Annotated in this window: 27 protein-coding genes and 1 pseudogene; 13 read left to right on the plus strand and 15 right to left on the minus strand. The window is 58.4% G+C overall.

All coding sequences use genetic code 11. The annotated features are described in order from the left end of the window. Nucleotides 1-93: 93 nt before the first annotated feature. Nucleotides 94-231: pseudogene (locus G7044_RS16600) on the plus strand (transposase); the annotation flags it as partial. Here G7044_RS16600 and G7044_RS16605 read toward each other — a convergent pair. From G7044_RS16605 to G7044_RS16610, 3 genes are all read right to left on the minus strand, one after another. Beyond that, nucleotides 192-599, minus strand: coding sequence for an ATP-dependent nuclease (locus G7044_RS16605; RefSeq protein ID WP_235931370.1), 408 nt, complete (start codon nt 597-599; stop codon nt 192-194). The pseudogene G7044_RS16600 and the gene G7044_RS16605 overlap by 40 nt on opposite strands. A 342-nt stretch (nt 600-941) precedes the next feature. Continuing rightward, nucleotides 942-1,085 carry a tyrosine-type recombinase/integrase gene (locus G7044_RS18260; protein ID WP_407947420.1) on the minus strand — a complete coding sequence of 48 codons (144 nt, stop codon included), beginning with the start codon at nt 1,083-1,085 and terminating at the stop codon, nt 942-944. Continuing rightward, nucleotides 1,028-1,528 carry a tyrosine-type recombinase/integrase gene (locus tag G7044_RS16610; protein WP_207630346.1) on the minus strand — a complete coding sequence of 167 codons (501 nt, stop codon included), beginning with the start codon at nt 1,526-1,528 and terminating at the stop codon, nt 1,028-1,030. Before G7044_RS16610 ends, G7044_RS18260 begins: the two co-directional genes overlap by 58 nt. Nucleotides 1,529-2,051: 523 nt before the next feature. On the opposite strand from G7044_RS16610, the gene G7044_RS16615 reads away from it, so the two are divergent. From G7044_RS16615 to G7044_RS16625, 3 genes are all read left to right on the plus strand, one after another. Next, complete coding sequence (locus G7044_RS16615) at nt 2,052-2,549, plus strand: hypothetical protein (RefSeq protein WP_166330924.1); 498 nt, start codon at nt 2,052-2,054, stop codon at nt 2,547-2,549. Between the two features lies 1 nt (nt 2,550). Then, nucleotides 2,551-2,919 (plus strand): hypothetical protein, encoded by a 369-nt coding sequence (locus G7044_RS16620; protein WP_166330926.1) that lies wholly within the window; start codon nt 2,551-2,553, stop codon nt 2,917-2,919. Between the two features lie 436 nt (nt 2,920-3,355). After that, nucleotides 3,356-3,682, plus strand: coding sequence for a hypothetical protein (locus tag G7044_RS16625; RefSeq protein ID WP_166330928.1), 327 nt, complete (start codon nt 3,356-3,358; stop codon nt 3,680-3,682). A gap of 656 nt (nt 3,683-4,338) precedes the next feature. Here G7044_RS16625 and G7044_RS16630 read toward each other — a convergent pair. Next, nucleotides 4,339-4,533, minus strand: coding sequence for a hypothetical protein (locus G7044_RS16630; protein ID WP_166330930.1), 195 nt, complete (start codon nt 4,531-4,533; stop codon nt 4,339-4,341). Between the two features lie 47 nt (nt 4,534-4,580). Beyond that, entirely contained in the window at nt 4,581-5,231 is a 651-nt protein-coding gene (locus tag G7044_RS16635) for a hypothetical protein (protein WP_166330932.1), read from the minus strand. A gap of 215 nt (nt 5,232-5,446) precedes the next feature. On the opposite strand from G7044_RS16635, the gene G7044_RS16640 reads away from it, so the two are divergent. From G7044_RS16640 to G7044_RS16675, 8 genes are all read left to right on the plus strand, one after another. Beyond that, entirely contained in the window at nt 5,447-5,701 is a 255-nt protein-coding gene (locus G7044_RS16640; RefSeq protein WP_166330934.1) for a helix-turn-helix domain-containing protein, read from the plus strand. A 300-nt stretch (nt 5,702-6,001) separates the two neighbouring features. Continuing rightward, nucleotides 6,002-6,328 (plus strand): hypothetical protein, encoded by a 327-nt coding sequence (locus G7044_RS16645; RefSeq protein WP_166330936.1) that lies wholly within the window; start codon nt 6,002-6,004, stop codon nt 6,326-6,328. Continuing rightward, nucleotides 6,325-8,469 carry a DDE-type integrase/transposase/recombinase gene (locus G7044_RS16650; RefSeq protein ID WP_166330938.1) on the plus strand — a complete coding sequence of 715 codons (2,145 nt, stop codon included), beginning with the start codon at nt 6,325-6,327 and terminating at the stop codon, nt 8,467-8,469. Before G7044_RS16645 ends, G7044_RS16650 begins: the two co-directional genes overlap by 4 nt. Then, complete coding sequence (locus tag G7044_RS16655) at nt 8,456-9,412, plus strand: ATP-binding protein (protein WP_166330939.1); 957 nt, start codon at nt 8,456-8,458, stop codon at nt 9,410-9,412. Before G7044_RS16650 ends, G7044_RS16655 begins: the two co-directional genes overlap by 14 nt. Then, nucleotides 9,409-11,202, plus strand: coding sequence for a TniQ family protein (locus tag G7044_RS16660; protein ID WP_166330940.1), 1,794 nt, complete (start codon nt 9,409-9,411; stop codon nt 11,200-11,202). The genes G7044_RS16655 and G7044_RS16660 overlap by 4 nt, the downstream gene beginning before the upstream one ends. A 531-nt stretch (nt 11,203-11,733) precedes the next feature. After that, on the plus strand, nt 11,734-12,012 hold the full coding sequence (locus G7044_RS16665) for an SH3 domain-containing protein (RefSeq protein ID WP_166330941.1): 279 nt from the start codon (nt 11,734-11,736) through the stop codon (nt 12,010-12,012). Nucleotides 12,013-12,719: 707 nt separating this feature from the next. Beyond that, nucleotides 12,720-13,529, plus strand: coding sequence for a transporter (locus G7044_RS16670; protein ID WP_235931371.1), 810 nt, complete (start codon nt 12,720-12,722; stop codon nt 13,527-13,529). A 10-nt stretch (nt 13,530-13,539) separates the two neighbouring features. After that, a complete protein-coding gene (locus G7044_RS16675) occupies nt 13,540-14,532 on the plus strand; it encodes a SphA family protein (protein WP_166330942.1) in 993 nt (330 codons plus the stop codon). 31 nt (nt 14,533-14,563) lie between these two features. Here the strand turns inward: G7044_RS16675 and G7044_RS16680 are convergent, their stop codons facing one another. Beyond that, nucleotides 14,564-15,631: a helix-turn-helix transcriptional regulator gene (locus G7044_RS16680; protein WP_166330943.1), complete on the minus strand. Its 1,068-nt coding sequence runs from the start codon at nt 15,629-15,631 to the stop codon at nt 14,564-14,566. A gap of 135 nt (nt 15,632-15,766) precedes the next feature. On the opposite strand from G7044_RS16680, the gene G7044_RS16685 reads away from it, so the two are divergent. Then, a complete protein-coding gene (locus G7044_RS16685) occupies nt 15,767-16,513 on the plus strand; it encodes an outer membrane protein (protein WP_166330944.1) in 747 nt (248 codons plus the stop codon). A 193-nt stretch (nt 16,514-16,706) separates the two neighbouring features. Here G7044_RS16685 and G7044_RS16690 read toward each other — a convergent pair whose 3' ends face one another. From G7044_RS16690 to catC, 9 genes are all read right to left on the minus strand, one after another. Next, a complete protein-coding gene (locus G7044_RS16690; RefSeq protein WP_235931372.1) occupies nt 16,707-18,392 on the minus strand; it encodes a DUF1254 domain-containing protein in 1,686 nt (561 codons plus the stop codon). Between the two features lie 213 nt (nt 18,393-18,605). Beyond that, entirely contained in the window at nt 18,606-19,385 is a 780-nt protein-coding gene (gene pcaD / locus G7044_RS16695; RefSeq protein WP_166330945.1) for a 3-oxoadipate enol-lactonase, read from the minus strand. Nucleotides 19,386-19,387: 2 nt separating this feature from the next. Further along, complete coding sequence (locus tag G7044_RS16700) at nt 19,388-20,746, minus strand: MFS transporter (RefSeq protein WP_166330946.1); 1,359 nt, start codon at nt 20,744-20,746, stop codon at nt 19,388-19,390. A gap of 38 nt (nt 20,747-20,784) precedes the next feature. Then, nucleotides 20,785-21,570: a benzoate diol dehydrogenase BenD gene (benD, locus tag G7044_RS16705; RefSeq protein ID WP_166330947.1), complete on the minus strand. Its 786-nt coding sequence runs from the start codon at nt 21,568-21,570 to the stop codon at nt 20,785-20,787. Then, a complete protein-coding gene (benC, locus tag G7044_RS16710; protein WP_166330948.1) occupies nt 21,567-22,595 on the minus strand; it encodes a benzoate 1,2-dioxygenase electron transfer component BenC in 1,029 nt (342 codons plus the stop codon). The genes benD and benC overlap by 4 nt, the downstream gene beginning before the upstream one ends. Nucleotides 22,596-22,627: 32 nt before the next feature. Next, a complete protein-coding gene (gene benB / locus G7044_RS16715) occupies nt 22,628-23,137 on the minus strand; it encodes a benzoate 1,2-dioxygenase small subunit (RefSeq protein WP_166330949.1) in 510 nt (169 codons plus the stop codon). Between the two features lie 53 nt (nt 23,138-23,190). Continuing rightward, nucleotides 23,191-24,486, minus strand: coding sequence for a Rieske 2Fe-2S domain-containing protein (locus tag G7044_RS16720; RefSeq protein ID WP_166330950.1), 1,296 nt, complete (start codon nt 24,484-24,486; stop codon nt 23,191-23,193). 118 nt (nt 24,487-24,604) lie between these two features. Next, complete coding sequence (gene catA / locus G7044_RS16725) at nt 24,605-25,543, minus strand: catechol 1,2-dioxygenase (RefSeq protein ID WP_166330951.1); 939 nt, start codon at nt 25,541-25,543, stop codon at nt 24,605-24,607. Between the two features lie 64 nt (nt 25,544-25,607). Then, the gene (catC, locus tag G7044_RS16730; protein WP_166330952.1) at nt 25,608-25,898 is read right to left on the minus strand and encodes a muconolactone Delta-isomerase; all 291 of its coding nucleotides are present in this window, start codon (nt 25,896-25,898) and stop codon (nt 25,608-25,610) included. Between the last annotated feature and the right edge of the window lie 2 nt (nt 25,899-25,900).

Here is a 25,900-nt window from a genome sequence, read left to right on the forward strand (position 1 = left end):
TGATGCTCCTTCAGAATGCCAATGATCTGCTCTTCGCTGAAACGGCTTCTCTTCATCGTCTGTCTCCTCAATTGGAGAACAGGCTAACCGTAAATCGAGGACACTTCAGGGGAGCAGGTCAAGGTTCTGATGGGGCAAGGGATGTCCCGTCTGGACGCGATCAGGAAGATCGGGGTTGTTGAACAGACCTATTACCGCTGGCGCAAGCAGTATGGTGGCATGGGTGTAGATTCGGATCGGATTGCGACGAAGTCGGGGACTTGGGGGACTACACCATGATATCGCCCGCTTGCGGCGCTACCGTCAAAAATCCGGGTTACGACCAGCTTTCCGTCGCGAACACGGCCCTCAAACGAAGCGGCTTCCTGTTCGCTTAGCTGATGAAAGGCGAGTTGTATCTCGATCGGCTGCTCTTGATCGCGCCCGAAGAAGTCGTCGGCATCGCAGCTTTTTGACGTTGAGTAAAATTTCTCAATGGCTTTCAGGATAGAAGACTTGCCCGCGCCGTTGCCACCGATGAACGCTGTATGGGCGCCGAAGCTGACTTCGACATCTCGAAGCGACCTAAAGTTTTTTATGCGCGCGCGCTCTAGCTGCATCGCTCCTCCAAACCACCCGATCTTCGTTTTTTTTTCGAAACGAATGCATAGTAAATACAAGCATCTGGACCGCCACAACGCAAGGTGGCGTGGCCGCTAAAGATTAAGCAACCGAAGCTATTCCGGACTTGGCGGAACGCCCACTTCCGGGTTCGATGTATAATCACCTTGTCTAAACCAATCAGGCGGCGGCGTGCACAATACCTTCGATGCCATTGATGGTATCAGCGACAGTCACGGCAGCCGGACCAAGCTCCTCTGTACGCATCGCGGACGCTCGTGCATGATGCCGCACAACCGGCTATCCTGCACTTTTCCCTCTGCAACCGCTCCGGCACCCGGCTACCACAGATCGTCGAACCGGTGCGCCGCCGTCCGCGTGTAATGCGCTGTGTGCCGTGGGTCTCGATGGCCGAGGTAATCCTGAATCACCCGCAGATCGCGGCCCTTGTTTGCCAAGGCGAAACCGCAGGAGTGGCGAAGCATATGTGGATAAACACCTCGAGTCCGGCACGGGTGCCGGCGGTCCCGACAATGTAGTTCACGGCCTGCCGTGTGAGCGGCAGCTTACGTTCGGAGACGAAGAGCCAGGGCAGTGCATCGTCCCTGCGCGCGAGCCAGCGCTTGATAGCCCGCAGCTCGTCGCCAGCGACTGGCTGCTCGACACTGAGCCCGTTCTTCAGCCGTGTGATCCAGATCCGCGACTGCGCGAGATCCACATCTCGCCGTCGAAGTGCGATCACTTCGGAGACGCGCAGGCCGTGCCGGAACATAATCAGGATCAAGAGGTGATCACGAACCCCTTGGCGGCTCTTCTTGGCGGCAGCGAGAAGCCGGTCAATATCCGGCTGACCAAGGTAGTCCCGCCTCCGGATATGGGCATCGGTCGCGCGGTAATCGTCACTCTTGACACTTCGCCGGGTGGACATGGTTCTGATGCCTCTCACAAGTCTCCGCTTGGCAAGGCTTGGCCTTGACCAACTCTTAACAAAACACACGAAGTGTAAAGAGTCGCGCTTTAAAAAGCGTGGAGCATGTTCATCGTGACGCCGCAAACATTTCGAGGGTAGCAAAGGCTCGCCACCAGGACATAGCCGACCAGGCAAATCAAGCGCCGAATGCGACCCGTAGCGCATAGCCCAGCCCAAGCTGCAGCGCTAACCAGACCGAACTGAGCGGGGGCGGAATTTCATCACAGTGAGTGCTTATTTTCGGAAAATGGCCGCATACCACGTTTCGAGCTCCGACGCTGAGCTGGTTCGACTGCCCCTCAATAATGTCAGAAGCTCGGGGTAGAGCCGTCGATGCGGCGGTCAGGCCGCAGGGCTGGCTACTTCCGACATCGCCGCCTCTACGGCTCTGCACAAAAGCGAAATGAACATCTCTATCTAGCCCCTGCTTGCAATGTGGAGTAGTCACCTACCTGTAGCGCACCTTGAGGCACTGGATAGAATGAGCTTGGATTCGATTACCCATCCTATTTTGTATTCCACTCTTACAACTCTCGCATACAACGTGAACATGAAGTACTATGGTGGATTGCACTATATGTGGTGCACCCCCTATTTTGGATCGAATTTCCAATCACCACATTTTACTGTTCCACCGAGCTCTTCGCCGCTCGAGATTTACGATACACTTCGCAAAGAAATCGAAGGATCTGATCTGCACGGCACAAAGATCAAACTTAACCGCATGGGAGTTCGGCGTGGTGCAGACATCATGGCCAAGCGCGGCCGAATAACCGAAGAACAAAAGCGAGAGATACACGCAATTGGAAAGGGGGCGTTGCCACAACAGTTTCGTCCACTGCTGTGTGTCATCTCTCGAATTGAAGCGGTGCCCTATTATCAGAAAGTCGATGTAAAGGATCGCGCAAACCCCTTGTCGCACGAGTATATCGTCGCTGACCTACCCCAATCAGCCTTCGATGTAATTAGGATTGGATAACATGACTATCGCAAGAATACTTGTCAACTCATCGCCAGAAGATGCCAGGTCAAGCCTCTACTACGCTGCTCGCTACATCAAGCAGGCAGGCAGCTTCGATAGTTATGAGAAGGATATCTTTGAGGACGAGCAGCACAATGCTCCTTCCGATTTGGTACGAAAATTGACGCTTCGCCTCATTGAGGCGATTGAGCTGTCTGAAGGCAAAAGCGCGGGGCAATTTGATGACGAGACCGTCATTCGCCTCTTAGATGAAATTACATCTCTGGAAGCAAGCATCCCTTCAGACCTGTCTGACGCTGAACTCGAGCGCGGTGTGTCACTTGCCGCTGGTATGCTTCCGCCAACGAGTATGCTGCCTGACGACTGACCGCCCGCACGACAGATAAACGCGAACGGGCAACCGGAAAGTTAATAGGCTCGGAAGTTGTAACCTGATCAGCACAAATCGGCGATAACGACAGCTGAGATGAATACCTTTGAATACTTGTCATAGCGGGTCGCCGCAGCCCGCCAGCCTTTGGGGTCGGCGAAAGTCGATTTTTATGCGTTTGCGACGTTTGCAAGGGCAGCTTATATTATTTACTTGATGCAGACGCATGTCTTGCGATCAGGACCGCAGGCCCTGATCACACCTTCCCGTAGGCGTTTGCGAAGTCATCCTACATCATAGCCTTGGCCAGCGGTTGGTGACCGATGCTCGTAGAGCACATTGCATTAGCCCAGTGGTGGGTACTTAATACGGCGTGGACTTTCCGGTCGCGAAAACAGAATGTTGCACAGTAAACTGAGAGGAGCTTCTGACTATGATCAGCACAGTCTGGATTTCGTACGATCTTGGCGTTCGAGGTGACTATGAGGGCCTCTATGCCTGGCTTGATGATCATGGAGCGAAGGAATGTGGAGATTCCATCGCCCTACTGAAGTATCCCCATAGCGATGATCTAATCGAACGACTCAAATCTGATCTAAAGGCCGCGGTGGAGATTAACGCGAAGACCCGAATTTACGTGATCTACCGAGATCGTTCGACGAACAAAAATAAGGGAAAATTTCTCTTCGGCAATAGGAAGGCTGCAGCCTGGGTTGGGTTCGGTGCGTCCAATGGTGAAAATGTGGACGAAGAGGATTAGTCATTGCCGCGAGTTCTCATAGACACCGGCGTTTGGTACTCCCGCTACGATTCGCGAGATACAGCTGCATCTCAAGCCGAGGTGGAGACTGTTTTTGAGCTCATTCACCCCTTCGATATAATAGTTCCTTGGCTAGTCGCATATGAAACACTCAGGACAAGGTTTACCCGAAAAAGGATCGGTATGGTATTGTTCGAGGAGAAGCTAAAGTCATCAAGGATTCAGTTCTTAGATGACGCGCCGTACAGAGACGATGCTATTGATCTTGCATTCCGTTCGTCTCGCAACGGGCGCCCCTTATCAATGGTGGACTGCGTGCTCCGCCTCATTATGGATGACAGAAACATAAAGATCGATTATTTTGCGACTTGGAATACCATGGATTTTCTTGACATCTGTGAAAGAAGAAGAATCGAAATTTTGTCAGATTAGATCCTGCGATAGCAGGCATTTCACATCCTATATCTTGACATGACCAGCTGACAGCTTCCTTCTTCGTTCGCGCACTCGGAATTATGGTGACCCTAGTTGACCGCCGAAAATACTCACTTAAAAGTCTGCGATGGACAAAAAAATTCAGCGAACATTACAGGTATAATCTACCGTGATTAACGCTACTAAATGAAAAGCCCCACAAACCGAAAAATTGAGACACTTTAATCTCCGCTTACGTGCTCGGCTTCTCGGAGCTTGCCCTGCAAAGTCAACAGTATGACCTCCTCAATGTCACGAACGCGCATCCCATGATCGTAAGCAAGCCGCTCCACCATGTTTGCGATTTCCGGGTTCTTCGGGCCGTACATTGGCCAATCGTGCAACTCATGCTGATCCGGATGTGTCGGCTTGACCATGCTGCCCTCGTTGATGGTAGGTCCCTTTGGTGGTTGGTACGAAGCGGTTATTTTTCCCACATTCCCCGCTTCCGCAGGATGTTCCGCGCTTTTTCCCATGAAATTCCTGCCACCAAGGCGCATCGGTTTGCGGATCGTGTCTCTAAATACGTCTCGACGATCAGCGCTTCATCGCACTGACGGTTGGCGTTTCGCGGTTGGACTTCGCGGCCCGTGCTCTTGATCCACCTCGAAATCGTATCGCATCCTGGACCATGCCGCTTGCGCAGCTCACGCAGGAAACTGCCCGAGTCCCACTGTTTCGCAATATCTTCTTTTATGTCGATCCCTGCGGCGGCCAGAGCTTTGACCGCCGCACGGCGGTCTCGTCCCAAAGCCTGCGCCACTTGGTCCAGTGACGGCATTTCCTCATATATCCGCTTGACCTCAGCCGACTCCGGCAACCGAGGCTTTTCTCCGACCCGAAGCACCTTGCGCACAGGGTCATGTGGCTCTGCCCCAACATCGCTGACATCTACCGCCTGGGCTTGTGCACTCGCCGCTTCTGACTGTGTAGCTTTTTGGCGCGCAAGCTTTCTGCGGGACACGCGCAGCCGAAGGCGTGGGCCTTCCAGTTCAGCAATGACGCTCTTGGCAGCCTTGAGTTGTTCTCGAGCCTCCCGAAGTCGTCGCTCGTCTTCACTTTGTTGCGTTGTCACTGGAGCCGCTCCTTCAGTGACAACTTTGGCGCGGTAACCCGGCAGTGCAAAGTCATCAGGTCAGAAGCTTGCCGGTATTCTCGGTTTGATCGGCAAAACAGCCCAACAAAATCTGAGAAAACACCCCCACAGCCGAAGAAAACTTGCGCGACGAATCAATCTCCGAATCACTGTCGGTGTGGGTAAGAACGGAGTCTAAGGACTTGCATCAGGCCATGAAGGTAGATTTGCACAATCACGAGCAGCTGAAGTGCCGGCTTCGGCAAGCCGGGTCGAGCATGGCGGAAATCGCCCGCACGCTCGGCATCAAGCAGAGCAGCGTGACGGTAGTTAGCCAAGGCTATCGCCGTTCGCATCGTGTGCAGTCCGCCATCGCCAGCCAGCTTGGTACAACTCCTCAGGAGCTTTTCCCCGATCGTTACGCAGCAGAGGAGGGCAGCGCGGCAAACAAACCTGACATCGGGAAATAAAAAGACCCTCCTGCGCTAACAGGAAGGCCTTTTGAATAAGCGTCGTTTGGTTCCAACCCCTTATTCATCCCCTGAGTCTCACGAAAAGTCAACCTGCCGAGGCGTCTCTCGGCAGGGCAGTCAAACTCATCTCAAACATAGGGGGATGTCGCCCCGCGCCTGCTCCGATCCACATGGGTCGGCGCCCAGGTGAGGTGCGCTCCAATCATCATGTACAACACCTTGTTCCACCGCGGGCCGGAGCCGAGCCACGCGACCCGAGTTCCTGCGCGCCGTTCAAAAGGGAGCCTTCGTGGCTCGATGGTCGCATCGTTGCCCGGCTTCGAGCGCCCGCGCATCATACACTTCGAGAGTGCGCTCGAATACGCCTTCCTCTGCCTGATGTTGGTACGCCCCGACGTGCACAACATCCGCGAACAACCCCCGGCAATATCCTATAAACCTATGCAGCGTGTGCTGAAGCTGAACTTTGCATCCGAGCTCGAAGCTGTTGCAGCCGCAGTTTCCAAATCCTTTGCAGACCGCGTGCTGCTGGTCACCGACCAGCACATCGATCGGGCTGCCGCTGCCGAAGCGGCTCGGACACTCGCCTGGTCGCGCCGCTCTCTAACGGAGGTAGCGGCATGACCCTGCGTTTTCGCTTCTCGAACTCCGACATGATCACCACGGCAGGCGTCGCCATGCGCCCGCTAGAAATCGATGACAAAGGCGGCACCTTCGAGCGCGTCGGCCAGCCGGGAATTACTGAGGCGTTTTCCCACCAAGAGCTCGCCGAGATGATGCGTCGGCCGGACACGACCTACTTTGCCGGGTATTTTGATCGAGCCACCCAAGAGGCCCATCGCGATAAACCTGTGCAGGTCATCAGCGAACTGTCGGAAAAGACCGCACGGCTGGTGATCTGGCGGAAGGCCGCCTGTGACGCCTTCCTGGCTCTCGAAGCTGCGGGCCTCGTCAAACGCACTCAGCGGGCCTATGAGCAGGCCAAAGCGCAGCTCGCATCAGTGACGGCCAGGCTCGTTGGTGAAGGCGCAGCGGCCTTTGCTAAGATACGACCGGGTAAGGAAATAAAAACTCGCAAGCTGCCGGGAAGCCGGACAGTCTTGCAGTGGGTCCGCTCCTATCAGGCTGCAGGCTACTCTGCACTTTCGCTCACTCCGGCCACTCACCTATCCGGCAATCGGAGTCGGCGCTGGTGTCCAAAGGCGGAAGCCCTGATGAACCAGGTCATCGAGATTTACGCCGACACGCAGCAACCAACCAAAGTCCAGTCTATTCAGGAGACTCGGGCACTGTTCTCCGAAGAGAACGCGCGCAGAGCCAGCGCGGGGGCAACGCCGCTCACGATCCCCTCTGCCTCCAGCGTTAAACGCCGATTGGACTCGGCCGACCCATTCTACGTCTGCGCAAAACGACATGGCGCGTCTGCGGCCGCCAGGAAATTTGCCATGAGCAGCAACGGTCCCGATGTCGTGCGCCCCATGGAGCGGGTCGAGATGGATGAAAACAAGCTCGACGTCATATCGTTACTGACGCTGACAGGCATCTGGGAGCACCTGCCGCCGGATCGGCAGAAGAAATTCGAGACAGGGCGGCGCTGGATGTATCTTGCGATCGACTGCGCCACGAAATGTGTCGTCTCGATGCGACTGGCTGACAATCCGAACTCGGAAGATGCGATCCGTGCGCTGCGGCAGATTTTCGAGGACAAGACCCCACTGGCCCAGGCAGCCGAATGCGAAAGCACATGGCATCATCGTGGCGGGATCGGAACACTTGTGACCGACATGGGGCCTGCCTTCGTCTCGGATGCCTTCCAGGCCACGGTAGCGTCGCTTGGGGTCACGTCGCATTTGCCGCCAGCTGGAATTCCCTGGATGCGGGGGCACGTCGAGTCCTTCTTCCGCACTCTCGGGCATCAGCTCATGCCGCTGCTGGCAGGCCGGACTTTCTTCGACACTGTTGATCGCGGCGACTACCCTTCAGAAATGCTCGCCTGTCTTTGCGACGACGATCTGATCAAGGTCCTGCTGACCTATGTCGTTGATATCTATCACAACCAGCCACACGGCTCGCTGAAAGGGGAAACCCCGAATGCCGCTTGGAAGCGGCTGGTGGCTGAACACGGGACGCCCCCGGTGCCGGATGGTTTGACCCTCAGGAAGGCATTCGGCAGGCCGATGCCCCGGAAGCTCAACGACGAGGGCGTACTGTTCTCGGGGCTTAGCTATAGCTGCGAGGCGCTGCGGGAAGCCTATCTGCACTCCCCCATACGGGAGGTGGAAATCAGGGTCGATCTGCAGGACATCGGGTGGATCGCCGTCAAGGTCGGAGCCACTTGGTATCCTGCCCTCGCCAATCAACCCGGCTTTGAGGGCGTGAGCTTCGATGAGCTGCGCGAGGGCATCCGGGCCGTTCGTCACGCACATGCGCGTGCTGCGAAGTTGGACGCGCCCAAGGTCCAGCGGGCTATCGCGCGGATATCGGACGCGAACCGCCACGCATTCGCGCTGCGCGCCCTGACACCTTTCCATGTGACCGACGTGGACGTCGCCCGCGCAGATGCTGCACTGCACTATCCGCTCCGCTCTGATGAGCAGCGGTTGGGATACATGCCGCCGAGCAACGACCTGCTCAATGACGCAATCTCCATTACTCCGCCAACGGACACATCTCGGAAGCCGGACAGCGACGATAACGGGCCGATCTCCGAGCGTCGAACGAGACGCAAGAACCGCAGACGCTGGGGGTTCAATGATGGGAAATGATCTGATCACCCAAGCGGCACAACGGGTCGCTGAATTGAAGGCATATTTCGTCGATCACGAGCGCTTCGTTCCACTGGCAGAAGGGTTCTCCATCCTTGCGGAGAAAAGGCTCGTAGACATCCAGACCGACCGTATCAGCGAGGCGCAAGGGCTTGCCCTGTCCGGGCACTCCGGGGCCGGGAAAAGCGCGGCAATCACACATCTTCTTGCCCAAGAAAGGCAGAGGCTGGCCGATCAGGGATACGGAGATTCAACCATCATCAGCTTGCGGGGGCCATCACCCGCAACACTGAAATTCGTCGGGCAGATGCTGCTTCGGGCGCTCGGCTACCCCATCGGTGCCGATCGCCATGCCTGGTACATCTGGGACCTGGTCCAACATCACCTCAAGGAGCGGCGTGTCCTGTTCGTGCATCTCGACGAGGCGCAGGACCTAGCGTCGCGGGGGACCAAGCACGAGCTGGATTCAGTGACATCCATGCTGAAGACGCTGATGACGGACCCGGAATGGCCAGTCGGGATCATTCTGTTGGGCACAAACGAGTTGGAAGACATCCTCAACCACGACCACCAGCTCGCTCGACGCATGAGGACCGTTCGGTTCGAGAGCCTATCCCCTGCCGCATATGGTGATGATATTCTCGACCTGCTCGAGAACTACTGTGAACTGGCGCAGCTCGGACCAGAGGATGACGTTCTGGATTTATCCCACGGCGAACGCGTGGTCCATGCTGCCGCAAACCAGTTCGGCATCGCCATCGTCCTGATCCTCGACGCCATCGAGGATGCCTATCTGCATGGCCAGAAGACACTGAACCGGCACAATTTCATCAGGGCGTACCATCGGCGGACCTCCTGCGATGCCGAGTTCAACCCGTTTGTCGTTCCGGATTTCATGCGCATCAACGCCCGTCAGGTGTTTTCTCGGGAGAACCGCACATGATGTTTTCGACCGTCAAGCCGTTGCCCTTAAATGTAAAATACCAGAACGGAGAATCCGCAACCTCTCTCGCATCCCGCTTGGCACGTCGCAACGGCGTGTCAGGCATGGCCATGTTTCTGTCGGACTTCGGGATCGACTATTTGAAACTATCCAATGGCGATCAAGAGGATTGCGCCCGATTGGCTTCACTTGCCGGTGTCGATCAGGCGAAACTGCATCGCCACACGCCTGCGCTAGTCTCTCCTGGCTGGTTCCGGTTGGGCATGGAGGAGATCAAGTTCACGGCCTTCAGCCGAACCGCTCTCAAAGGCTGCCCGCAATGCCTGCAAGACGCCTCAAACCAAAACGATGCTGCGCATTTCGGCCTATGGCAGTTGACCTCAATCCGCACCTGCTGCTTGCACGGCTGCTACCTCACTCCGTTGCCCACGTCGTCTGGGACGCGAGAGCGGTTCGACGTCATCAAGCTGACCTCTGGCTTTTCACCACCAGAACCCCAAATCGCGAACGATCAGGACCTTTTGTTCGAGTGCTACCTAAGAAACAGGATCGAGAAAGGGCCTGCGAAGACGTGGCTCGACCGGTTGCCCTTCCATGTTGCGGCGCAGACGTGCGAGGGCTTCGGGCTCCTGCTGACCCTTGGCCCGAAAGCCCGGCGAGAAACAGTGACGCCGGCGGAATGGGCGGCTGCAGGCACTGCTGGTTATGATGTCCTGCGTCATGGGCCAGACGCGTTCCGGCAGAAGTTGAAGGATATCCAAAAGGCTCATCCGGTCGACAACACCCTCTACCGGACCCGCTATCGCGTCTTCTTCGAGTGGCTGCGCCACCGTGACGACGACCCTCAGTTCGATGTGATCCGTGATCTGGTGCGAGAATTCATCTTCCGCAACTTTCCGATCTCCGAAGGCTACATCGTTCTGGGCCAGCCTTGCCCGGAACAATACGTTCATTCGCTTTCGACGGCGCGCTCGCGCTATGGCATGTCCGGCTGGAAGTTGGCGCGTCGCCTAGCCTCGATGGGACTCGCAGAGAGAAAAACATCAGGGCAGGGTTTCGTGCTGACTGGCTATGTTCCCACGGAAATCATCAATGACATCGCGACCGATTTCGATGACCTCCTGAACGCCGCCGATGCAGGAAAACACCTTGGCGTCGAGCGTTTCATGATGACCAAGCTGACGAAGCCCGGGCTGGTTGAGAAGTACTTCGACGAAAAGAATGCCTCGCCGATGTATCATCCACGCGATCTCGATGGGTTCCTTGGGAAGCTGCGGGCGCGCGTCGAGCGCCCCAAATCGGAGGACCTACTCGACATTGCGACGGCATCGCATCGTGTCCGCATACCGACCGAGCGCGTGGTCGAAATCATTCTGAGAAACCGCCTTCCGCTGCATGCGGTCGACCCTGCCACCACGCGTTTCCCGGATTTCCGCGTGTCGCTCGCCGTGCTACGGGAGGTCATCGCTACCGATCACCATGGAGCCGTTCGGCCGACCCGGGCCGCGAAGATCCTCGGTATCAATATCCGGACGATCCGCAGTCTGATGGACACGGGCGTTCTGAAATCTTGCGACATAGAGGAGCTGAAGAGCGGCCGAATGCGACGGTACGTCTGCGCCAAGTCGATGGAGCGGTTTTCCAAGAGTCACATCTCGGTGGTCGAACTGGCGACGAAGAGCGGGCGGCTGCCAGGCGTAGAGGCCGTGATCCAACTTGATCGCGGGGCGAAGCCGCTACCGTTGGAGCCACGCGCCAACATGATTTTCAGGCGAAACGACGTTCTCTAAATCATTAGTCAAAGGAAGCCGGCCACTGCGCCGGCTTTTTTCATGTGCGGTCAGAGGCAACCTTATCTGACGAAAAAAGCAGGTTCAGTTCAGCATCGAGATTTTGGGGCGCTGAATTCAAAAGGAAATTTTGGCACGCAGAGGCAGAACTTTGTGACGCTTCCCATCTCCATGTGAAGATGAAAGTCCTTCCTCATCAAATGTTTAGGATGCTGCCCAGATCGAGCAGAGACCGTTTTGGCGACAGCATACCATAAATGCCGGCCAGCAACTGCCGAATGATCCACAGGTGCTGAAACAAGGCACTGTCTGCGTGAAAAGACCGTCACCGCGGCGTCGCGGCTGGATCGGAGATTGGCCAACCTTTCCCGGCCGGTGTCCTAGATCGACCTCAAATCAGATGCGATCTGCGATGGTGCGTCGTTGAGATCCGTCCTGCGTACCGTCACATGCACTTACCTGTCCGCGTTCTGCCCACTGTCATTCAGCGTGTCGGTGTCGTATCACTGACAAAACGATTCAGGACAAGTAATGCGACCTCATTTTGCTGCTCTCATCGCCCTCACGCTCGCGGCCGGATGCACGACCGGTGCCGGCACGGTCGTCAAGGGCGCCGGACCAGATGATCTGCTGAAGCTTCGCGAAGGTCCGAGCCTCGACCACAAGATCATCATCGGACTGCCGGACGGAACGCGCCTTACCCGTCAAGGCTGCGTGGAAAATAATGGCAAGGTCTGGTGCAGAGTCTTCCTGACCGACAAGCCCAGTGTCTCGGGCTTTGTTTCGGCGGAATATCTGGCGCATCGCTGACAGCGAAACCCGGCCTGACCTGCGACCGCCGTTTGGACCCCCCGTAGGAAATCCTATGGGGTGATTGTTCAGGAGGGCGGCGCGGGTCTGAACCGTTCGTCAGCGTGACAGCTGGGTTGCTTCCAATCGCGCCCCGAGCAAGGCCTCCGCTGGCCATGGTCATGGAAACGACATTGCTAAGCTGAACCAGTGCTTTTGGATGGTTCGTTTAATGCAATTATCATTGCGGCAGCATCTGCATAGGCCTAATCGGCCGCCTCGTCAGCATCGAGTGACTGAAGCGGCGAACCACATTCGCGGATTCGGAAAAGATCTCCGGGTTCGGCTCGTCATCATGCTGGACCATGACGACGTCGACATCGTGCAGTTCGGCATCCGGGCGAACCCTTGCGAGAATAGACGCTGGTGTTCCGTCTCGGCCATGAAACGGGCCGCCCAGAGCACTCGCTCGCCATCCCATGCGCGGCTATCGTCCATCCATTCATCAAACTGATCCTGAGCTCGATTCTGGTGGCGGCCTGCGAAGTCTTTAAAACATTTGACAAAAATGAGTTTCTGCTGGCACATATTTAACGTACACTTGCGACAGATAAGCTACGCCGGCCACACTGACCTCGAAAATTTGGCCGATTTTTGACCGGTCGCGAAATGCGATCACGATGCTTGCGTTATCCGATATATGTGCAAAACAACCGAAGGTGTTCGAATTGACCATTCTGCTCCGCCTGGCGCGATGCACGAGCATCTTTTTACTCGCAATCCCCAGCACTGTCGCAGCACAGGACAAAGAACTCGCCAAGCAGCTTACAAATCCCGTGGCCTCGCTGGTAAGTGTGCCATTTCAGCTGAACCATGACAGCGGTTACGGACCGAATGACGGAAGCCGGATCGTGCTGAATGTCCAGCCCGTCATTCCGTTCAAAATCAACGACGAATGGAACTTGATTTCGCGAACCATTATTACGATTGTCCGGCAGAATGATATCGTTGGATCCTCGGGAACGCAGTTTGGACTTGGCGACACCGTACAAAGCCTGTTCCTCTCTCCTTCGAAGCCCGGTTCGAACGGCGTTATCTGGGGCGCCGGGGTTGTCCTTCTGCTGCCGACGGCAACCGAACCCGAACTTGGCGGAGACAAATGGGGGGCCGGCCCGACTGGTGTCGTCCTAAGGCAGAGCGGCCCATGGACTTATGGCGTGCTGGCAAATCACATCTGGTCTTTTGCAGGCTCTGACGATGCAGCGGACGTGAATGCAACCTTTCTGCAGACCTTCCTGACCTATACCACTGAAGATTCATGGACTTTCGCCCTCAATACGGAATCGACCTATGACTGGGAGAGCGAACAATGGTCGGTACCGGTCAACTTCATGGTCAATAAGCTTGTCAACATGAACGGCCAGCCGGTCAGTTTTCAGGCGGGCATCAGATATTGGGCAGACGGACCCGAGGGCGGCCCCGAAGGTTTCGGGGCAAGGGCCGGGGCAACGCTGCTTTTCCCCAAATCACCCGGGTAGGAGCCAAAGCATGAACCAAGCAGCTTCGAAACATGTTCAGCCGCGCCCGCCGCTTTTCACCCGACAATTTCGTGCCGTAGCCTTTCTGACCGGCGCAGTCGTTGCGGCGGCCCCGACATTCGCCGCGGAAACAGGCGTTGGCTTCTACCTACTGGGCTCAAAGGGCCCCGGAGCGGGAATTGTCCCGCCGCCCGGCGTTTACGTTCAGAACGACCTGTATTTCTACTCCGGGTCAGCCGATGCAGACCGCCAATTTCCGGTTGGCGGAGAAATCATTGCCGGTATTGACGCAAACGCCCAGATCAACTTGACTTCGGCGCTTTGGTCCACGCCTTGGCAGGTATTGGGCGGCAATGTCGCCTTTACGGCCACCCTGCCCTTCGGCGCCCAAGATGTTTCTGCCTCTGCCTTCATTCCGGGCATCGGGCTTGGGCGTGCCGTCGACGACGACCTCTTCACGCTTGGCGATCCCGTTGCCGGCGCGATGATTGGCTGGCATTCGGGCAATCTGCATTGGAATGTGGGCACCCTGATCAATGTCCCGATCGGCAACTATCAGGAAGGCGAGATAGCCAACCTTTCGTTCAATCACTGGGGCGTTGACATTTCGGGCGCGGCGACCTGGCTTGATCCGACGACCGGACTGGACATCTCTGGGGCGGCAGGTTTTACCTTCAACGCAGAAAACCCAGAAACCGACTATCGCACCGGAACAGAATTTCATGCCGAATGGGCGATTTCCAAGGCTGTGTCACAAGACCTCTCGTTGGGAATTATAGGATACTATTACAAGCAAATCTCTGGCGACAGCGGCGACGGCGCGCGCCTTGGCGATTTCAAGGGCCAGGTCGCGGCAATCGGCGGGACTGTCGGGTATAATTTCATGGCTGGCAGCACGCCGGTTTCGCTGCGTGCCAAGATCTACCGCGAATTTTCGGCCCGAAACCGATTGGAAGGAACCGCAGGGTATCTGACTGTTTCGGTGCCGCTAAACATAAGATAGCACTTCTGCATACAGACCCCATCGTGCGGCGCTAAGTCAAAGAAATACTGTATTCGGCGGGTGTCATCCCGGAATGCTTGCGGAATGCCCGGGCGAAATGCGCTGACGAGGAGTACCCCAGCAACGAAGAGACTTGGCCGATCCTCATATTTCCATCACGCAAAAGCTCGCTCGCGCGTTGGCATTTCGTAAGTGTAACCAAATCGCGGAAAGAAAATCCTTCACGATTCAGCTCTCGCTGCAGTGTGCGCTTGCTGATATCCAGGGCGAATGCCGTGCGGTCCAGGTCTACACGCCCAGATAGAATTTGGGTTCGCAGATAGCATTTCACCGCGCCCATCAGGCTGTCACGCGTACAGGGTTCCAGCCTTTCGCGCGAAAGATCCTCAATCGTGACGGGCGGCAGGTTGGGCGTCCGTCTTTTAGCGGTAAGGTTGGCCGAAGGAAAAACAACACCAACTACCGGTCGATCAAACAGAACCGGACACCCGAAAATATCTTCGTATACAGGCGAATTTGCTGGCTTCGGAAAGTTCAGTTCGATCTGCGTCGGAACCCAGTCGTCTGAGATGTATTTTTTAACGATACTCAGAATGACGCCTGCCGTCCCAAACCCTTCGTGCTGATACCTGCTGTCCGTCGCATTGGTGCTGAAATAGCAGACTCTTGCAGATCCATTAGAAATCGAAAAATCCAACCTGTCACCGAAGCTATGATAACCGACGCTGCGTTTTGTACGTTCAAGCGCCTCGTGCAGCGTCTGCGCGCCCAGGACATAACCCGCCCATATGCGATAACGGTCGAAGCTTAGATACGGAACAAGGCGAAGTCCCAGATGATGTTCGCCGGCTTGTCGCGCGACGCTGTCGATGAATACGGTCAGCGTTCTGTGCGGAATAAAGCAATCATATCCTTCGATCCGATCTATTTCCAATCTTGCTGCCTGATTGGCGCGCTGCAGGACGCGGGATCCAAAATTTTCAGCGACGAATTGTGGAATACCTGACAGAACCTCGACGCAGATCAGCCCTGGACCAACGCGATTTTTACAGTTCGGCTGTTCGGCCACTGGCGCAAAATGGGTGTTCGCGGGTGGCATGAAGTCCTCTAACTTAGCCGGTGCAAATTAGTCTAGAATCGTTCTCATGCTGCAATCAACTGCGCATGCGAAGATGTAAATCTTCACCATGGAGTTGGCGACAGTTTTCCCTGCACTCGCGAAAGGAACCTCAATATGCGTGGCTTTGCTCGCATTACGACGACCAGCATTTTCTGTCTCTGCGCATCACAGGCATACGCACAGCAGACCGGCTGGGACTATCGGCTGACAATGTACGGCTGGCTGGCCGGGCTTGATCAGTCGATCGAAACCCCACGCGGCACAATTGACGGCAACCTTCACGTCAGCGACGTGCTAGAGGGGCTTGATATGGCGCTGATGGGAACGTTCGAGGCGCGGCGTGACCGCTGGGGCATCATTACCGATCTGGTCTATTCGGACCTGTCCCTGACCAAGGAAAACCCGCTCCGGGGGGCTTATTCCTCGGCCGAGATGTCCCCACGCATGACCGCGTTGACGATGATGGGCGCCTACCGCGTCAGCCAGAGCGATAACATGTCTGTCGATCTGGCGGCGGGGCTTCGCTATATGAATGTCGATATTGATACGACCCTGAAGCCCGGCAGCTTGGCCGGAAGAGAGTTCGATCTGGACGATAGCTGGGTCGATCCCGTCATCGGAATGCGCGTATCGGGCAAGTTCAATGAAAAATGGTATGGCAGCGTATATGCTGATATTGGCGGGCAGCTCGACGGCGACAACTCGGCCTGGCAGGCACTTGCCTATGTTGGCTATGCGTTCAACCCGACCTGGTCGGCAGAGTTCGGATACCGCCATATGCATGTCGAAAAGGAAATCCGGAACAGCGATGTTTCGCTGGAACTGTCAGGTCCGATGATCGGGGTTACCGCGCGCTTCTAGCGCCGCCCGCGAGAGGCCAATCTTCAAGACTCGACCGCGATGACGCATAAATGACTGGCGGCAGCCAAGGGGCTGCCGCCAGTCATTTGACGTTGAAGGGATTAGGGTGCCGGCCGGGGCGGCGCAGCGGAACAGGCATGACCGTCCAGGCCTTGGTCCGACCGGCCATGTGATGTCGCTGTTGCGGGCCGGCTCAACCGGCCGGGGTGACCTCTTCTATCTCGCTTGGTTGCCAGCTTTTGTCGAAGAAGGATGGCAGCGGACTGTAAAGGCGCAGAAGCGTAAACCATCCCTTTTCCGGGTCGGTCTGGATCCAGTTGCCGCGCGCCACGCCTTCGGGCTGGGTCGGGCCGAAATAGATCGTTGTCGTACCATCGCTTGCCGCTTCTGCCGCCGGCGAGGGATAGCCCTGGCTGCCGGCGCGCGGGTATTTCTGCGGCGTTTGCAGCATAGAGCGGGTCTGGTTGTCATAAAGCGTAAGGGACCAGAAAGCGGCGGCCGGGATATCCTTCGGCAGTTCCACCTTATAGGTCTTCGCGCCATCGAACGACTCGCCGTTCGCGTCGAGGAACCCCATCAGATATTGCGAGCCGACACCGGGTATCCGCATGATCATACCCGGAGAATCCAGCGTATAGCCGTAATAGAAGGCCGCGCGGGAATCGAGCGTACGGGCCCCGGTCGGCTCTAGCGGTTTGAATGCCCCATCTTCAAACAGCGGAGGTGGTGTTTCGAAGAATGCGCCCCCTTCCCACAACATGTTCCCCCAGTGCGAGCCATCGTAATAGGCCCATTCCGGATGCTTCATTGCATAGCGCCAGTTCAGCGCCCGCCCCGTCGCCTGCCCTACCGCGGCGGCATCGGTCAGGATCGCCTTCATCCGATCATCGGGCGCGAACGGCTTTCCATGCACGATTCCGATCGCGGCAAGCTGGCCCGCCAGCTCTGGATCATAACTGGTGGCCGGCTCGTTCTGGACGTTCTCGTTGATCAGTTCAAAGAAGCCATAGTCACTGGGCGGGATGGTGTTGAACGAACGGCCCGAGGCCTCAATGAATTTCGTTTCGGGAATTTTCGGCTCATCTGCAATGTGCACGGTGCCCTCAAGCGCCTGCGCAATACTGGTGCCGAATGCGCCGGGCTGGTAGGGGTATACCTTCATCGTCCGCTTGATGTTCTCGACAGCAGGCTTCGGGTCATTGTCGACCAGGTTGGCCCGCGATGCGTAAAGCGCAAAGTTCGTTTTCGAATGGGCAATGAAATATCCCCCTTCCGGCAGCGGGCCATCATAATCCGGGCCGACGATCAGGTATTTTCCACCCAGGCCGCGATCCGGTCCCGGACCGCCGATATCGACAACCCATGAAAACCACATATCATTGATCGTGCCAGTAGCCCCTGACGGCTGTTCGATCACCACCGGCCCGTTGCTGAGATCGAGACCGGTAAAATAATAGATCGTGTCGGCATTCGCGGTCAAAAACAGCGAATTGGAATCCATCAGCTCGGAAAAGATGACCACGTCACCCGGATTGGCGCCGACATCCTGCACGCCTTTGGCAATTGCAAGGGCCGACGCTCCCCTGAAGCTGTTGTTGTAAACGTTCAATGCCCGCGTGAAATCGATGATGTCATACACCTTTTCTGCCGCTTCCTGCGTCGGCACCCCGTCGCGAAATTCCAGCGTACCAGCACGCGTATCAACGGTGGCGGGGATCGAAAGCGCCTCAACGATTTCTTTCGTCACATCTGCGTGGCCCGTGCCTAATGCGAAAATAGTCGCGGCGCTGCTGATCAAGGTTCGGCGGATCATCGTTTTGTTCCTGTTCGGGTGTTGCGGCATTTGCAATGCATTCAACAACGGCTTCGGAGCAGGCATTACCCCGGTGGCGGATCTTCTTCGCCATCCAATTCCGAACCGCGTCGCCGAAATCCTAGCGCCGCCGGCCGTTCCAATCAGCAACCATTTTGCGCCAAGTGTTTGTAATCAGGCAATTGAACGCAGCCCCGGCATGCGACTCCATCCCGTATGCGCAGATCAAATCCTATGCTGCCGGGTGATGGCAGAAGATTTGCCTGCGTGGCCGGCAGCTCAGATCAGAAAACCCGTCAGGGCAGCATTGAACGCCGTGGCGGATTCCACGTTGACGATATGGCGGCCCGGCAGGCTCAGATGACGCCCGTCCCGCGCCCTTATCGCAATGGCCTCAAGCTCGTTCGGGGGGCAGACCGGATCGTCAATTCCGGAAATCGCCAAAAGCGGATTGGCGATCTGGTCAAGGCTGGCGCGCAGGTCTGCTTGGGCAAGTGCGGCGCAGCACCCGATATAGCCTTCGCTCGACGTTACCGCAAAGCTGTCCAGGATCGTGTCGACGGCTTCGGACTGTTGTTGGTGAAAGGTCGGCGTGAACCAGCGTTCCGCCGTCGCCGCCACAAGCCCACCCAGACCGCTGTCCCGGACATCAGCGATACGGGCAGACCAGCCCTCAGGCGTCCCGATACGCGCGGCAGTGGCGCAAAGGACGACGCGATCGAGCCGCGCGCCCTGATGGATCGCAAGCCACTGTCCGGTCAGCCCGCCAATGGACAGGCCGCAGAAATGCGTGCGCGGAATTGCCAGCGCATCCAGCAGGGCGATCACGTCGCCGCCCAGATCGGCAAGGCCGTAGGGCGGCGGCGGCGCGGATGATTTGCCGTGGCCGCGCCGGTCATAGCGCAGGATGCGGAAATCGCCCACCATGGCGTCGACCTGGGCATCCCACATATGCATGTCGGTGCCCAGCGAGTTGCAGAAGGTCAGCCACGGCCCATCCCCTGCCGGCCCATCTATGCGGTAATGAAGGCGATGGGTCGGCAGGTCCAGATAGGGCATGGTCAGGCTTTCACGGCAAGGTTGTCGTCTTGCGACGCTGAGGGTGCAGCCACATCGTCGCTGCGGGGGTTGCTTAGCGCATAGACCAGCATCGCCATGGCGGCGACTGCCGCAGGAATGGCAAAGATCAGGAAGTTCTGCCCCAGCGGCAATTCCCGCGCCAGCAGCACCCCGCCAATCGTCGGCCCGACGATTGCCCCGATCCGGCCCACGCCCGAGGCCCAGCCCAGACCCGTCGAGCGCACCGAAAGACCATAAAGTTGCGCCACACTGGCATAAAGCAGGATCTGCGTGCCGATGGTGGTGGCCCCGGCGATGAAGACCAGCAGGAACAGGACCACGGGCGCGGGGTTCATGCCGATCAGCGCGATGGACAGCGCGGCGGCCACGAAATAGCCGATGACCACCTTCGGCAGCCCCAGCCGGTCACCCAGCCAGCCGCCGGCTACCGCGCCGGCCATGCCGCCGAAATTCAGCGCAAACAGGCTCAGCAGACTGGCACGTTCGGCGTAACCGGCCTCTTGCAACACCTTGGGCAGCCACGACGACAGCAGATAGACCAGCAACAGGCAGCAGAAGAACGAAGCCCAGAGCATCAGCGTCGGCAGGCTGCGGCCATGGCGGAACAGTTCGACGACCGAGGCAGAGACGCCCTTCTTTTCGCTGAAGACTAGCCGGTCATCGGCGTTCAGCGGCGTGTCCGGGGCGACCTTGGCAAAGATGCGGCGCGCTTCGTCCTGCTTGCCTTGACGGATCAGGAAGCCCAGCGACTCCGGCAGCCTCCACAGGACCAGCGGGAACAGCAGCAATGGCACGGCGGCGATGAAGAACATCGGTTTCCAGCCGAAGCTGGGAATAAGCCCGATGCCCAGCCCAGCCGCGACCATGCCGCCGATCGAATAGCCCGAGAACATGATCGCCACCATGGTGCCGCGCAGGCGTTTGGGCGCATATTCGTTCATCAGCGCGACCGCATTCGGCATCAGCCCGCCGCAGCCCAGACCCGCGATGAAGCGGAAGATCTTGAACTGCTCGGGCGAGCTCGCGAAGCCGGTCATCACCGTGGCCGAGGTGAACAGCAGAAAGCTGATCGCCACGCCTTTCTTGCGGCCGATCCTGTCGGCCAGCGACCCGAGGCCGAGCGCCCCGAACATCATCCCGAACAGCGCCCATGCCTGCAAGGCACCCGCCTGCGGCTTGGTCAGCCCCCATTCGGCGATCAGTGTCGGCAGCACGGTGCCGGCGACGAAAACATCATATCCGTCCACCACCAGCAGCACGCCACAAAGCGCGACCACCATCCATTGGAACCGGCCGAACGGGCTTCGGTCTATCGCCTCATTCACGTCGATATTGCGCATTTCGTTTCCTCCCTGAAATACGGTTTGATTGACCGACCTCAGCCCGTGTCGCCGCCAGCGACGGGCAGGACAGAGCCGGTGATGTAGGATGCCTCGTCCGAGGCCAGGAACAGGATCGGTGCGGCCTGCTCCGCGATGGTGCCATAGCGGTGCATCAGCGCCGTCTGCTTCACCTGATCGACAACCTGCGACATCCATGCCTTTTCGGCCTCGCTGTCGCCTTCGGCGTTGCGGGGGATGCGGCGGGGCGGCGCTTCGGTGCCACCCGGCGCGGTGGCGACGACGCGGATATTATCGCCGGCCAGCTCCATCGCCAGCGACTGGGTGACGGCGTTGATGCCGCCTTTGGCCGCCGAATAAGGGACGCGATGAATGCCGCGCGTCGCGTTCGAGGACACGTTGACGATGGTGCCACCGCCGCGCGCCAGCAGATGCGGAATGACCGCGCGGCAGCAATAAAGCGTCGGCATCAGCGAGCGGCGGATTTCGGCGTCGATCTGATCGGGCTGAAATTCGGCATAAGGCCGCATGCGGATCGCGCCGCCGACATTGTTGATCAGGATGTCGATGCCGCCGAAAGTTTCGACGGCATGGCGCATCGCGGCCTCGGCACCGCCCCACGTCTCCAGATCGGCATTGAAACCGACTGCGCCATTGCCTGCCTCGGCCGCCACGTCGCCTACGAAGTCGGCGCGGTCGACCAGCAGGACGCGCCCGCCCTCGGCTGCCGCACGCAGGGCGACGGCGCGACCGATCCCCTGCGCGGCGCCTGTCACGACCAGCACCTTACCCGCGAAGCGGTCGGGAAAGACGGCGCCGTTCATGCGACCGCCTTCTGGGGCTCGTTGGGGGTGAACTTCTCGTAATGGAAGCTGGCGGTATTGACGTTGTTTTCGTCCAGATAGTGGCGGACGGCATCGACCATCGGCGGCGGTCCGCACAGATAGACATCGACGCCCCCCCCAGCCAGCATCTCTTCGGGCATGTGCTGCGTCACCCAACCCTTGCGCGGGTGGTCCGAGGCCCCTTCCGCAACCACGGTGGCAAAGGTGAAGTTCGGCAGCCGCTCGGCATAGGCGGCCAGTTCGTCCACCAGAACCAGATCCAGATCGCGGGTCACGCCATAGATCAGGTGGATCTGGCGCTGCGATCCGGCGCGGGCCATGACCTCCAGCATCGACAGGAAGGGCGCAAGGCCGGTGCCGCCGGCAAGAAACAGCAGCGGGCCTTCGCCGTCGCGCAGATAGAAGCTGCCCATCGGGCCGGTCAGGGTCAGTGCGTCACCCGCTTTCGCGCCGGCCAGCCAACCGCTCATCACCCCGTCGGGTATCTTCTTGATGAGAAAACCGATCTGCGCCTCACCCGGCGCGGTGCTGAAGGAATAGGAGCGATGCGCCCCGCTGCCCGGCACGTCGATATTCACATACTGCCCCGGCAGGAAAACCGGCGCGGTGGCCGCGTCATCAACGGCCAGTTCCAGCACCACGGCAGCGTCGTGATGCGGCGCGATCCGAGTCACGGTGGCGGCAAAGCTTTGCTGGCCGGTCTTGCAGGCCTGCGAACTCATCGGCACTGACAGCACGCAATCCGAGGTCGCGACCATCTGACATGTCAGGACAAGGCCCTCCTCGGCCTCGTCCTCGGTCAGGGCGTCTTCGATATAGTCGTCGCCCATATCATAGCTGCCGCTTTCGGCCTTGCATTTGCAGGTGCCGCAGACGCCGTCCGAACAGTCCATCGGCAGGTTGATCTTGTTGCGATAGGCGGCGTCCAGAACCTTTTCGCCTTCCTTGCAGTCAACGAAACGGGTGATGCCGTCTTCAAAATTCAGTGCGATCCTGTAGCACATGGCTTCCTCCTCGCGTTTGGGCTGGGTGGCGGTCAGACGTGGTAGACGTCGATGACCTGGCGGATGTAGTCGTTCTTCAACACGATCTTCTTGGCGGCGATCAGCAGCCCGCCGTCGGCCCGGCGCAGGGTCACGAACATGGTCCCGAAAAACTGATCCGTGGTCTTGTAGCGGTGGTTGAGGGTGTGGAAGTTGTAGCGGACATCCATCTCATCCCCGCGATCCTCGATCACCTCGACATTCTGGACGGCGTGGCTGGTGCGCGGCTCAGGCGTGGAGGCACCCGAACGTTCGGTCTTGATGCGGAAGACGCGGTCTTCCAGCCCGCTGCGGTCGGGGTAATAGATCAGCGAGATTTCCGATTGCGGGTCCTCGGTCGGCTGGTCGTTGTCGTCCCATGCGGGCATCCAATAGGTCGCATCGGGCGCATAGCATTCCAGCCATTCGTCCCATTCGCGATCATCCAGCAGGCGCGCCTCACGGTACAGGAAGGCGCAGACGGCGTTGTAATCCGTGGTGGCTGTGATGTTATCGAGGCTCATGCCGCTTCTCCCTTCTTCTCGGACGCCAGCGCATCGCGCATGACCTGCGCCCACTATTCGTGCTGCACGACGAACAGCCCCTCATCCTCGCTGCGCTCGCCCGACACGACCGGGTTGATGCCAATGCGTTTGGCGTTGTCGTCCGGGCCGTGGATCCAAAGCGGCGCACCGCGCGACATGTCGTTCCACAGCGGCGCGGCATAGGCGGTCTGGCAGGCACGGAATTCCTCCAGATCGTCCGATGTCCCCATGCCCGAGACGTTGAAGAAATCTTCGTATTGGCGGATGCGGTTGGCGCGGTCCTCGGCGCTTTCGCCCTTGGGGCCGAAGCAGAAGATGGTGACTTCGGTCTTGTCGACGCCAAGCGGGCGGACGACGCGGATCTGGGTGCTGAACTGGTCCATCAGGAACACGTTCGGATAAAGGCACAGGTTGCGGGTCTGGTTGACGATGAAGCCGGCCTTGTCCTCGCCCAGACGGGCGGCGATTTCCTCGCGGCGGTTATAGACCGGGCGCACCTCTGGGTTCTTGGTGTTGGTCCACAGCAGGATATGGCCGTTGTCGAAACCGTAAACGCCAGCGACCGATTTGCTCCAGCTATTCGCGTCCACGGCCTTGGTGCCGGTTTCGGCGCGGCGGTCCATGGTGGTGGCATAGTTCCAATGGACCGAGCTGACGTGATAGCCGTCACAGCCGTTTTCCATCTGAAGCTTCCAGTTGCCGTCATAGATGTAGGAGGAATTGCCGCGCAGCACCTCCAGCCCTTCGGGGGCCTGATCGACGATCTGGTCGATGATGGTGGTGGTTTCGCCCAGATATTCCTGCAAGGGCGCGACGTCGGGGTTCAGGCTGCCGAACAGGAATCCGCGATAGCTTTCGAAACGTGCAACCTTGGTCAGATCATGCGAGCCATGGGTGTTGAACTGCTCGGGATATTGGGTGGTCTTGGCGTCCTTGACCTTCAGCAACTTACCGGTGTTCGAGAAGGTCCAGCCGTGGAAGGGACAGGTAAAGCTGCCCTTGTTGCCCTGCTTGCGGCGGCACAGCATGGCACCTTTGTGCGCGCAGGCATTGATGACGGCGTTCAGCTCGCCCGTTTTGTCGCGGGTGATGACGACGGGCTGCCGACCGATCCAGGTGGTGTAATAGTCGTTGATTTCCGGGATCTGGCTTTCATGGGCCAGGTAGACCCAGTTGCCTTCGAAGATGTGCTTCATCTCCAGTTCGTAGAGGTCTTCGTTGGTGAAGATATCGCGGCGGCAGCGGTACAGGCCGGCTTCGTGATCGTCTTGCACGGCCACCTTCAGCAGGTGGTCCAGTTCGCGGGCTTTTTCGATGATCGCGGACATGAGTTCTCCTTCCCCAGGGGATGCGCTGTTCGCGGGCAAGCCCCTGCCAATGTCGGTGATGAATTGTCGGGTTCAGGGTCCGGGCGGCGCTTGTGTCAGGCCGCCCGGTGATGCGGCCTCAGGCTGCGGCGCGGCGGCGCTGTTCGTTGATCTGGTTGTCGACACCGTCGACAAGCGCGGTCAGATGCATGTCGAAGCTGATTTCGGCGAAGGGGCCGTTCAGGTTGTTGGCGCGGATGCTTTCTTCGTCGCTGCGTTCGACCACATGCGGGACCAGGCCTTCGCGGGTGGCATAGGCGAAATCATCATCGATCAGCGGGTCGCCCTCGATATTGATCTGGGTGGTCAGCTTGCGATGATCGGGCGCGCTGACGAACAGATGGATATGGGCGGGACGCTGGCCGTGGCGGCCGAGCGCCGTCAGCAGCTTTTCGGTCGGGCTGCCGGGGGGCACACCGTAACCGCTGGGCAGGATGCTCTGGAATTTATAGCGGCCCTGATCGTCGGCGATGATGGTGCGGCGCATGTTGAAATCGGATTGCAGCCCGGTCGGGTCAAAATGCGAATAGAAGCCGCGGGTGTCGCAATGCCAGACCTCCACCTGCGCGCCGGGCAGCGGTTTGCCGTCAGCGCCGTGGACGGTGCCATGCATGATCAGCGTCTGGCCGTCGGTGTCGCGGCCATCGTCCAGACGGGCAAAGCCCTGTTCGACCGGCGCACCCGCCACATAAAGCGGGCCTTCGATGGTGCGCGGCGTCGGGTTTTCGATGCCCAGCTCCGCGTCGATGGCGTCCAGCCGTTCGTCGATGAAGTGATCGAGCCCGAGGCCGGGCGAGATGAGACCCGCCTGACCGGCGGCGCCCAGATCGTTCAGCCAGGCGACGCCCTGCCAGTATTCGTCGGGGGTGATGTTCAGGTCGTCGATGGCGCGGAACAGGTCCGACATCAGCCGGTGGGTGATTTCCTTCATGCGCGGATTGCCATCGGCGCTGTTCAGCCCGCTAAGCTCGTTCAGGAATTCCTGAATGTCGGGACGGTCGAATATCTTGACGGTCATTTGGGTTCTCCTCCTGGATTCATATTGAAACTGGGCGGGACGGCGTTTTGCGGTCCCGTTGGGATCAGCTGTCGTCCTCTCGAATTGCAGACGGGTGGCGCAGCAGCGGCGTGACCGTGATTTCCATGAACGGAAACAGGGGCAGGCCGGACAGGATTTCGTGCAGTTCCGCATTGTCCCGCACATCGAGAATGCTGACATTCGCGTATTGGCCGGCGACCCGCCAGATATGGCGCCACTTGCCCTGACGCTGAAGTTCCTGCGAATAGGCCTTTTCGCGGGAAAGGATCTCGGCCCGTTCATCGGCGGGCAGATCGCGCGGGATCTTCACGTCCATCGTCACATGATACAGCATTG

It is taken from the genome of Paracoccus xiamenensis, from assembly GCF_011308835.1.
Classification (GTDB): domain Bacteria; phylum Pseudomonadota; class Alphaproteobacteria; order Rhodobacterales; family Rhodobacteraceae; genus Paracoccus; species Paracoccus xiamenensis.